This window comes from Mitsuokella multacida DSM 20544 (assembly GCF_000155955.1).
In the GTDB taxonomy this organism is placed as follows: Bacteria; Bacillota; Negativicutes; order Selenomonadales; family Selenomonadaceae; genus Mitsuokella; species Mitsuokella multacida.
In genome coordinates, this window is the sequence record NZ_GG697142.2 from 786309 (window position 1) to 796533 (window position 10225).

Below are 10225 nucleotides of genomic sequence, written 5' to 3' on the forward strand. Positions count from 1 at the left end.
TTATAGGGCTGTACAATAAAACATGTATAATTAATATGTTTTAAGGATAAGCAAGGAGACAAACAGGGGGAATTTTTATGCGAAATCGTTGGCTTATTGCGTTGGCGGCCATCGGCATCCACATCTCGATCGGCAGTGTCTACGCTTGGAGTGTCCTGACGCGGCCAATCATGGCAGAGATGGACATCACGCTTTCGGAGACGACGGGCGTCTTCTCGACGGCCATCCTCTTCCTCGGCATCACGACGTGCTTCCTAGGCAATTTCGTCGAGAAGATCGGCCCGAAGAAGAGCGGTCTTTTATCGACGCTGTTTTTCGGCCTGGCGATGTTCGGCACGTATCTGGCGATTTCCTGGCACAACCTGCCGCTCATCTACCTCTGCTATGGCGCGCTCGGCGGCGTGGGCATCGGCATCGGCTACATGGCACCGGTCTCGACGCTGATTCGCTATTTCCCGCACAACCGCGGCCTCGCGACGGGACTGGCCATCATGGGCTTCGGCTTTGCGACGCTGTTTGCCGGGCCGACGATGCAGCAGGTCACGGCTTCCTTCGGCATCGCTGAGAACTTCCTGATCATGGGCACGCTTTACGTGGCTGTCATGCTCGCGGCGTCGCTCTACCTCAAGCCGCCTGTGGACGGCGAGGCCCGCGTACACGCAAAGATGCAGGTCGAGACGGGGCCGACGGCTGCAGATGCGCTCAAGACCTGGCAGTTTGCCTCGCTCTGGTGGGTGTTCTTCGTCAACATCGCCTGCGGTATCGCGCTCTTCGCGCTCGCGGCACCGATGGCGCAGGATGTCATCGGCATGGACGCGGGTTCTGCGGCAGCAATGGTCGGCCTCATCGGTCTCTTTAACGGCGGCGGCCGCTTCATCTGGTCGACGGTTTCGGACTACATCGGTCGCGGCCGCATGTACGCGCTGTTCTTCCTCATGGAGATGGTTGCGTTCTGGCAGCTCGGCAACACGCGCGACATCTTCCTGTTCCAGGCCATGATCTTCCTGATCACGAGCTGCTCGGGCGGCGGCTTCTCTGTCATGCCGGCGTACCTCACAGACCTCTTCGGCACGCGCCTCCTGGGCGCTGTTCACGGCCGCATGCTGACGGCCTGGGCGGCTGCCGGCATCGTCGGCCCGATGCTTGTCTCGTGGCTGCGCGCCCAGACGGGCGGCTATACGGTTCCGCTGCTCTTTTTTGCGGGCTGTTTTGTCCTCAACTTCATCATCGCCCTCGTGCTGCAGCGCTTCGGCATCGCCAGAGCTGCCGCGCGTTTCCACGCCGCGGCTTGACGCGTGCGGCCTGCCGGCTGGAATCGTGTTACAATGATATCTCTGGTCAAGGGAACCATGGTGCGCGCGACGACGGAGACCAATCTGCGTCAGACGGTGCAGCAGGTCATGCATCTGCTGTACGCCAAAGATGTGGATTGACAAATGTGCGCGGAGCCGCTATCATAGTAGATGAGAATAAAGCATATTAATTATATATGTTTACCGTTAATAAACTGTGAACTGTATGAAAGACAGGAGCGAGGAGAGCAATATGGCGGAAGAGAAACACACGCATCATCATCACGAGCATGACCATGAGCACGGTCATCACCACCACCATCATGAGGATGGCCCGCTGAAGCCGGGCGAGCATCCAGACTGGCGCACGCATGTCCACGCGCCGGGCGAGCATCACGAAGTCGGTGTCAACGACTACATGACGGCCATCGCGGCGTACCGCAAGACGTTTGCCTCGAAGGAAGATGTCCTCGAGCAGACGCCGGACCCGGCTGTGCGCGAGATGATCAAGTATCTCGGCCAGCTCGGCTGCGACACGGTCTTTGACCGCTTCGACCAACAGAAGCCGCAGTGCACGTTCGGTCTGGCGGGCGTCTGCTGCAAGAACTGCAACATGGGCCCGTGCAAGATTACGAAGAAGAGCCCGCTCGGCGTTTGCGGTGCAGATGCCGATGTCATCGTGGCGCGCAACCTGCTGCGCAGCGCGGCCGCAGGCGTCGCCCAGCATGGCGCGCATGCCCGTGAGATCCTGCTCTCGATGAAGTTCGTCGCGGAGGGCCGCCTCAAGCTGCCAATCCTCGGCGAGAAGAAACTGCGTACGGTCTCGAAGGCGTTCGGCCTCGAGACGGAGGGCAAGTCGGCCCGCGAGCTCACGGGTGAGCTCGCCGACATCCTGCTCGAGGACCTGAGCCGCGCCGTCCCCGATGACTACAAGACCATCCGCGTGATGGCGCCGAAGGAGCGCCAGGATGTCTGGGACAAGCTCGACATCATCCCCATAAGCGCCTACAACGAGGTCTTCGACTCGTACCACCGCACGGCTGTCGGCACGGACGGCGACTGGGAGAGCCTCATGCAGGAGTTCCTGCGCTGCGGCCTCGCCTTCTGCTTCACGGGCGTCGTCGCCGCGAACATCGGCACGGACGTGCTCTTCGGCAACGGCCACCGCGCGACGTCGAAGGTCAACATCGGTGCGCTCAAGGAGGGCTGGGTCAACATCGCCGTGCACGGCCATCTGCCGACGCTCGTCAGTGAGATCGTGCGCATCGGCCGCACGCCGGAGATGATCGAGCTCGCGAAGGCACATGGCGCAAAGGGCATCCAGTTCTATGGCGTCTGCTGTTCCTGTCTCGCTGCCATGTACCGCTATGAGGGCGTCATCCCGCTCTCGAATGCTGTCGGTGCGGAGCTCGTGCTCGGCACGGGCGCGCTCGACCTCTGGTGCGCCGATGTGCAGGACGTCTATCCTGCCATTATGGATGTGGCGCGCTGCTTCAAGACGACCGTCGTCACGACGTCGGAGAATGCCCGTCTGCCGGGCGCGGAGCACTACGCCTACGACCATCATCACGCGAATGTCGAGGACACGGAGAAGATTGCGCGCAAGATCGTCACGCGTGCTATCGAGAGCTTTGCCGCACGCCGCGACATCCCTGTGCACATCCCAAAGTACGAGGTGACGGCCGAGGTCGGCTTCACGGCGGAGAATGTCGCCGAGCAGTTCGATGGCTTCAAGGGCCTCTACGAGGCGCTCAAGGACGGCCGCATCCGCGGTATCTGCAACATCGTCGGCTGCTCGAATCCGCGCGTCGTCTACGAGCGCGCCACACTCGATGTCGCGCGCACGCTGATCCAGAACAATGTCCTGATCCTGACGAACGGCTGCGCCTCCTTCCCGCTGCTGAAGATGGGCCTCTGCAGCAAGGAAGGCGCGGAGGAGGCCGGCGCTTCGCTGCAGGCCTTCCTCAAGGAGAACGAGCTGCCGCCTGTCTGGCATGTCGGCGAATGTGTCGACAATACACGTTCCTCGGCCATCCTCGGCGGCATCGCTGCCGTCGCGGGCGTGGCCATCAAGGACATGCCGTACGCCTTCTCGAGCCCAGAGTGGTCGAACGAGAAGGGGCTCGACGCCTCTCTGGCCTTTCGCCTCTTTGGCATCGATTCCTACCACTGCGTCGAGCCGCCAGTCCAAGGCTCGACGAAGGTCGAGAACTTCCTCAAGCGCGACACGAAGGAGACCCTCGGTGCCGTCATGCACGTCAACGTCGACCCGCTTGCCCTCGGCAAGGAGATCGTCGCGGACATCGAGGCCCAGCGCCAGAAGCTCGGCTGGGACTGAGTGCGTGGCACACAGCTGCATGAGATGGAAAAGAGAGACCTGCTGCACGGCGGCAGGTCTCTTTGCAGTTTGGGCGCGAAAGGGCTATACTAGAGGGCAGATAAATCTTGCGGGGTGATTTTATGGCAAATGTCAAGACATATAAGATGGAGCCGGAGACGAGCGAAAAGCTCCAGAAAATCTGTGAGGAGCTCAACCTGACCTGGGATGGGACGTTCCAGACGCTCGCGAATCTCTACATGCAGCAGAAGGCCATCGGAGCGTTGCCGGAGCGCGGCATGGAAGTCAAGGAGTTCCAGAGTCTCTTGAACCGCGTCTCGGAGGCATTCACCTATGCGCTGACGGTCAACGCGGATGCAGAGGAGCGCATCCGCCAGGAGTTCGCGAAGAAATTCGCGGCCCAGCAGCAGGACCTTGCCGCCGAGAAGACGCGCGCTGATCTGGCGGCGAAGGCGGCGAAGGAAGCGGAACTCCGGGCCAAGGAGCAGGAGGGGCAGGCAAAGACCCTGCGCGAGCAGATGGAGAAGCTCACGCGCGACCTCAGTCATGCCAAGGAGGATGCCCGCCTCGCAGCCAAGGCACAGGCGGATTCCCTTGCCGATAAGGAGCGCCTCAACGCCCTGCAGGCCCAGCAGATTGCCGCGCTGACGAAGGAGAATGAGGCCTGCCGTGAGCAGGCGGCCGCGGCAAAGGAGATCCAGGCACAGGCGGATGAGCTGCACCGGAGACTTGAAGCGGCTGAGCAGGCGCGCAGGCAGGCAGAGGCGCAGGTGGAAAAACTGCGCAGAGCTCTTGAAGAGAAAGAGCAGGAGATGAAGGCGCGCACCAATGCGCTCGAAGAGCAGTACACGCATGAGAAGCGTATGCTGCTCATGAAGGCCGAGAATGAGCGCCAGTCGGCCGTGCTCACCGTCAAGTCGGAGTACGCCGCGCGCATCGAGTCCCTGCAGGAAAAGTACATGGAAAAGCTGGCCGCCACCTACAATGCCGGGCAGCAGACGCAGCCAGACGCTCAGGCTCCGGCAGCAGAGGCAAAGGCAGCAGAAAGAAAGGCGGCGGATCCGGAATGAATATGGCGAGGAAGAGAAATGAAGCTGATGGGAAGAGCAGGGGGTATCGTCTCTGCCTGCTTTTGGCCGGCATCCTGCTCGTGAGCGCAGTGCTGCTTTCGGGCTGTGGCGCCCCGAAGGCGGCAGAGCCTGATGGTGGAGCCGAGTCGTCTTCTTCCGCATCGGAGACAGCCGCTGTTGACGATGGAGACGCCTGTGTCATCGCAGCCGACGACTTCTCAAACCTGCAGCTCTCCGATCCGACCGTACCGGTCTACGACAGGTACACGCTGTCTGAGCGCCGCGCGAAGGGGCTGACGACGGTGATGCCGGACCTCACGCCCTATAAAGAGGGCAAGGTCGTCTACCTGACCTTCGACGATGGCCCCGACGACAAGAACACGCCGGCCATCCTCGACATCCTCAAGGAGAACGGGGTCCATGCGACCTTCTATGTGACAGGCCAGCATGCAGAGCTCCATCCCGACGTTCTGCAGCGCATCTACGCTGAGCATCACGCCATCGGCAACCACAGCTACGACCACGACTACAAGAAGCTCTACACATCGCCGGACGCCTTCCTCTCGGAGATGGAGCGGACCGATGAGATCATCCACGGCATCCTCGGCGTGCGCCCGCTGATCCTGCGCGCACCGGGCGGCGTCATCGGCCATTTCACGAAGGCCTACGAACCGGCACTCAAGGCCAGTGGCTATGTTGAGCACGACTGGAATGTCAGCTCGGCCGATGCAGCGCCGAACCACCCCGTTGCACAGGACTTCATCGACAACATCGACGGGCAGACTGACCAGCCAGTCGCAGCGCACGCGGCCATCATCCTCATGCACTGCTCCGAAGGCCATGAAGAGACCGTAAAGGCATTGCCAGAGATCATCCGCATCCTCAAGGCGAAGGGCTATACCTTCGGCGTCGTCACGCCGATGACCCCGCAGCCATGGTGATGGGACGGCAAAAATAAAAACGACGAAAGAGGAAAAAGAACGGACTGTCCGGAAGGAAAACAGTCCGTTCTTGTCGTATCTATACACGAATAACAAGAATGACACGGATAATGGGGAAGAGAGGGAAATGGATGAAGCCAAATGCGAGCAGGCCACGTTCTAAGAACATCATCATCACGGCCTGTGTCTTCTTGGTTGGGCTCATGTGCTGGGGCATCATGCTGCAGGATCTCTACAACAAGCGCATGACGTCGTTGCGCGATCACTGCCGTCTCGATGCCGTCGTGTTTGCTGATGAGCTCCAGCAGGACTTCTCGGAGGGTGAATCCATCGTCAATGGGCTGGCCATGAGCATTGCCAACAGCAAAGGCCGCATGATGGGGGACTTTGACCGCATCACGGACTACGTCGTCCGGCGCAGTGAAATCCCGATTGACAGTGTCCAGCTGCTGCCGGGCGGCGTAGTCCGCTCAGTCTACCCTGCGTCCAAGCAGAGCACACTGGGGGTTGATGCATTTGCCACGCCGCAGGGCGAGCTCGCCCTGCAGTATGCAGAGCAGAACCATGAGCTCATCATACTTGAACCGACGGATTCGCAGTCGGACGGTATGGCACTGGCGATGATGATGCCGGTCTTCCTGGATGTCGGGTCGAGCCGCCCGCAAGAGCTCTGGGGCTTTACGGCGGTCTACATCAAGGTCCCCGACGTCTTCTCGCAGACGGTCACCAACATGGACAAGTCGGGCTTGGCATACCGCCTTGAGAAGACGGGCTTCAGCTATAACGACTATGCGACCATCCTGGAGTCGGACGTCGCGCCGGTCGACCCTGTCAGCTATACCTTCTCTTATGGCGGCTGCCAGTGGCGCATGCAACTTGCACCGCGCGAGGGCTGGAAAGTGATGGGCTCGTTTGGTGCAGCTGCTGCTCTTGGCTTCATGGCCCTGCTCATGCTGACGGCGCTGACCTACATCCTGCTCTTCATGCACGACAAGCAGAAGAACCTGCGGCGTCTGGCCATGACCGACCAGCTCACGGGGCTTCTCAACCGCCACGGCCTCGAAGCCATCATCAAGGCGCAGCTCAATGGCGGACGGTTGCAGCAGGCCCTCTTCGTGCAGCTCGACATTGATGATTTCAAGCTCATCAATGATATCAACGGCCACCAGGTCGGCGATGGAGCCTTGCGCCATCTCGCCATCATCATGCGCGTCTTCTTCCCGCGCGAGGCCGTCCTGGCCCGCAACGGCGGTGATGAGTTCATCATCGTGCTGCCGACCGATGACCTGGCGGCTGCCGAGCGCATCGTGCGTGACTTCGTCAGCCTCAAGAAGGAGTTCAACTATCAGCAGACGGTCTATCACTACACCATCTCGATGGGATATGCCGTCTATTCGGCCGACCGGGCAGATGGGAAAGCGCCACTCGATGTGCTTCGCGATGCGGATACGGCGCTCTACACGGTCAAGCTGCATGGCAAGAACGGCTGCCGCCGCTATGCACCCGGCATGACGGCGGCGCGCCGCGTGCAGATGGGCTTCTCGCTGCGCGATGTTGTCTTCAACCTGCCAGCCTCCATCCTGATCTACGATGCGGAGGGGGAGGACATCCTGTTTGCCAATGAAGAACTCATCGCCCTGTTCGAGTGCGAGGATCTCGATGATTTCCTTCACTACACAAAACACAGCTTCCGCGGCGTCGTCCATCCCGACGACTACGATCGGGTGAATACGAGCATCTGGCAACAAGTCTACGCTTGCACGAACCGGCACGACAAGGAGAACGATGCGGTCAACTACCGCATCATCACGAAGCGCGGCAGGGTGCGCTGGGTCATCGACCGCGGCCGCCTCGTCCAGAGCGAACGCTACGGCAGGATCTTCTACGTCATCCTGATTCCCGACGAGCAGATGGATGCGATGCATGCGCCGTCCGATAGAACGGACGGATGAGTGAGCTCCTGTGCCATATCTCGCATCCCTGCTTGATGAAATCGCGCGCCTGTGCTATAATCAAGACCATAAAGACACGCAACGAAGCGGCTACGCTCTCTGCGTGTCTTTTGCTATCTCCAGACGATGCAATCGTTCAAGTCCATTTTCAGTTCACGCTGTGTATATGTGAGGAGGATGCCTTATGATCAGTTTCCCATTGTTCACCGAACTCGAAGCCAAACGCGATACCATCAATGCCAAATTTCACCGCGAGACGGAGCCACAGCTCATCGAGCGCTTCCAGCAGTTCGGCTTCGTGCCGCGCGATGGGGAAGATCCGCACTACATGTCTCTCAAAGAGAAGAGCACGGGCAACCTCTACCTGCTGACCTGCAGTGCCTATGAGATCACCATCATGTTCGAGCACATCCGGACGGGAGAGGCCATCAAGATCTGCGAGATCAGCAACTTCGCCCTGAGCGCACACACCATTATGAACATCGTCATCGCCTCGATTGACAGCTGGCTGCAGTACGGCGTCGTCTACGACTACCGCAAGGCACAGAATTTCGAGGACTACCTGATGAAGTGACGCCCCATATAGCACTTTTTAGCACTCGGTAGCACTTTTGCAGCGGGAAAACTCTCAGAGCGTCGAGAATCATGCTATAATATCCTCAGTATCAATTCATTTGCGAAAAGAGGGAAATAGCATGAAGAAACTCATTGCCGTGGGCCTGTTGGCGCTCGTCATGGCGTCCCTGCTGCTCGGCTGCGGCCAGGCCAAGCTGACCTCGCAGGAAGTCAAGGGCGGCGTGACCAGCCTGCAGATGGACCTGCCGTTCACATTGGAACAGCAGCCGAAGGAAGAAGCCGCCAAGTCGAACGATTACGTCAAGTCCATCACGGACAGTCGGGTCACGCAGGCCAAGGGCATGGACTTCCATCTGATGCAGTTCACGACGTACGTCATGAACACCGACAAGCTCAAGAGCGACGCGGCGAGCAAGGCACAGTTCGAGAAGAAGGCGCTAGACGGCTATCTGACCGCCTTCGAGCAGAATGCCAAGGCCAAAGAGACCTCGCGCGATGCCAAGAATATCCAGATCTCCGGCAAGGATGCGAGCGTCACGACCGTCCAGTGCAAGATGCGCGGCGAGGATGAGACGTTGAAGGTCGTCTTCCTGCCGCTGCCCGAGGAGTACTGGTTCATCGCCATCGCCTACCCGAAGGAGCACGAGGACGACCAGGGCAAACTCGCCGACAAGATCATCAGCAGCATCCAGCTCAAAGAGTGACCGGCCCGAAGAAGAAAAATTGTCAGAATCAGGTATTTTTCAGATAAGCTTAGGGTATTTTCAGATTGCCCTGCTACACTATGGTTGTCGATGGGAAAGCCGATATCCCCAAGGGCTCCCACGACATGTGAAGTGAATCCCACTTCCTCCATTTCTCTCTAAGATAAATGATTCTTTCCCAATGAAGATGAGCAGCTGTTTATCCCGCAGCTGCTCGTTTTCATATTTTCAGCGTCTTTTTTAGAAAAAGGTGTTGACAAGATGGGGCGGAGCGTGTAGTATAATACAAGTCGCCGCGAGAGACACGGGATACGAAAGATGAGAAGCCTTGACTGGCAAGCATCTGAAAGGAAAGTGTTTCGAGTTCAGATAAAAAGGAATTTTAAAAATCTCTTGACAAACTGAGCAGGCTGCGATAAAATAATAGATGTCGTAAGGGACATAATGAAATGTTCTGATAAGACAAAGTTGTTCTTTGAAAACTAAACAATGCAACATGAATCATTTGTGATTCAAGCCAGATGTTTTTAAAACATCGATTGATTATGAACATAAGCAATCGGCAATTTCTTTACTAGGCTTCTTTTGAAGCTTAGGCCAAAAAGATATTTAGAGCCAATCAAGGTTCTTCATAAATTTTATGGAGAGTTTGATCCTGGCTCAGGACGAACGCTGGCGGCGTGCTTAACACATGCAAGTCGAACGAGACGATTGAAAGCTTGCTTTTGAAAGTCGAGTGGCAAACGGGTGAGTAACGCGTAGACAACCTGCCGTAAAGATGGGGACAACAGTCCGAAAGGACTGCTAATACCGAATGTTGTGGAACTTCCGCATGGGAGCTCTACTAAAGATGGCCTCTACTTGTAAGCTATCGCTTTACGATGGGTCTGCGTCTGATTAGCTAGTTGGTGGGGTAACGGCCTACCAAGGCGACGATCAGTAGCCGGTCTGAGAGGATGAACGGCCACATTGGAACTGAGACACGGTCCAGACTCCTACGGGAGGCAGCAGTGGGGAATCTTCCGCAATGGGCGCAAGCCTGACGGAGCAACGCCGCGTGAGTGAAGAAGGGTTTCGACTCGTAAAGCTCTGTTGTCGGGGACGAATGTGGAGGTTGTGAATAACAGCTTCCAATGACGGTACCTGACGAGGAAGCCACGGCTAACTACGTGCCAGCAGCCGCGGTAATACGTAGGTGGCGAGCGTTGTCCGGAATTATTGGGCGTAAAGGGAGCGCAGGCGGGAGGTCAAGTCTATCTTAAAAGTGCGGGGCTCAACCCCGTGAGGGGATGGAAACTGGTCTTCTTGAGTGCAGGAGAGGAAAGCGGAATTCCTAGTGTAGCGGTGAAATG

General features: G+C 58.1%; 7 protein-coding genes and 1 rRNA gene (1 of these 8 running past the window's edge). All 8 read left to right on the forward strand.

What is annotated here, in order from left to right:
• The first annotated feature begins 77 nt into the window (after positions 1–77).
• The gene (locus MITSMUL_RS10565) at positions 78–1292 is read left to right on the forward strand and encodes an L-lactate MFS transporter (RefSeq protein ID WP_005842538.1); all 1215 of its coding nucleotides are present in this window, start codon (positions 78–80) and stop codon (positions 1290–1292) included.
• Positions 1293–1545: 253 nt separating this feature from the next.
• A complete protein-coding gene (gene cooS, locus MITSMUL_RS10570) occupies positions 1546–3630 on the forward strand; it encodes an anaerobic carbon-monoxide dehydrogenase catalytic subunit (RefSeq protein ID WP_244944599.1) in 2085 nt (694 codons plus the stop codon).
• Positions 3631–3752: 122 nt separating this feature from the next.
• Positions 3753–4700: a coiled-coil domain-containing protein gene (locus MITSMUL_RS10575; protein ID WP_005842541.1), complete on the forward strand. Its 948-nt coding sequence runs from the start codon at positions 3753–3755 to the stop codon at positions 4698–4700.
• 2 nt (positions 4701–4702) lie between these two features.
• A complete protein-coding gene (locus tag MITSMUL_RS10580) occupies positions 4703–5641 on the forward strand; it encodes a polysaccharide deacetylase family protein (RefSeq protein ID WP_050751686.1) in 939 nt (312 codons plus the stop codon).
• Between the two features lie 131 nt (positions 5642–5772).
• Positions 5773–7593 (forward strand): sensor domain-containing diguanylate cyclase, encoded by a 1821-nt coding sequence (locus MITSMUL_RS10585; protein WP_040636257.1) that lies wholly within the window; start codon positions 5773–5775, stop codon positions 7591–7593.
• A 184-nt stretch (positions 7594–7777) separates the two neighbouring features.
• Positions 7778–8167, forward strand: coding sequence for a hypothetical protein (locus MITSMUL_RS10590; protein ID WP_005842550.1), 390 nt, complete (start codon positions 7778–7780; stop codon positions 8165–8167).
• A gap of 121 nt (positions 8168–8288) precedes the next feature.
• Positions 8289–8873 (forward strand): hypothetical protein, encoded by a 585-nt coding sequence (locus tag MITSMUL_RS10595; RefSeq protein ID WP_005842552.1) that lies wholly within the window; start codon positions 8289–8291, stop codon positions 8871–8873.
• Between the two features lie 637 nt (positions 8874–9510).
• Positions 9511–10225, forward strand: a 16S ribosomal RNA gene (locus MITSMUL_RS12990); it runs 691 nt beyond the window's last position.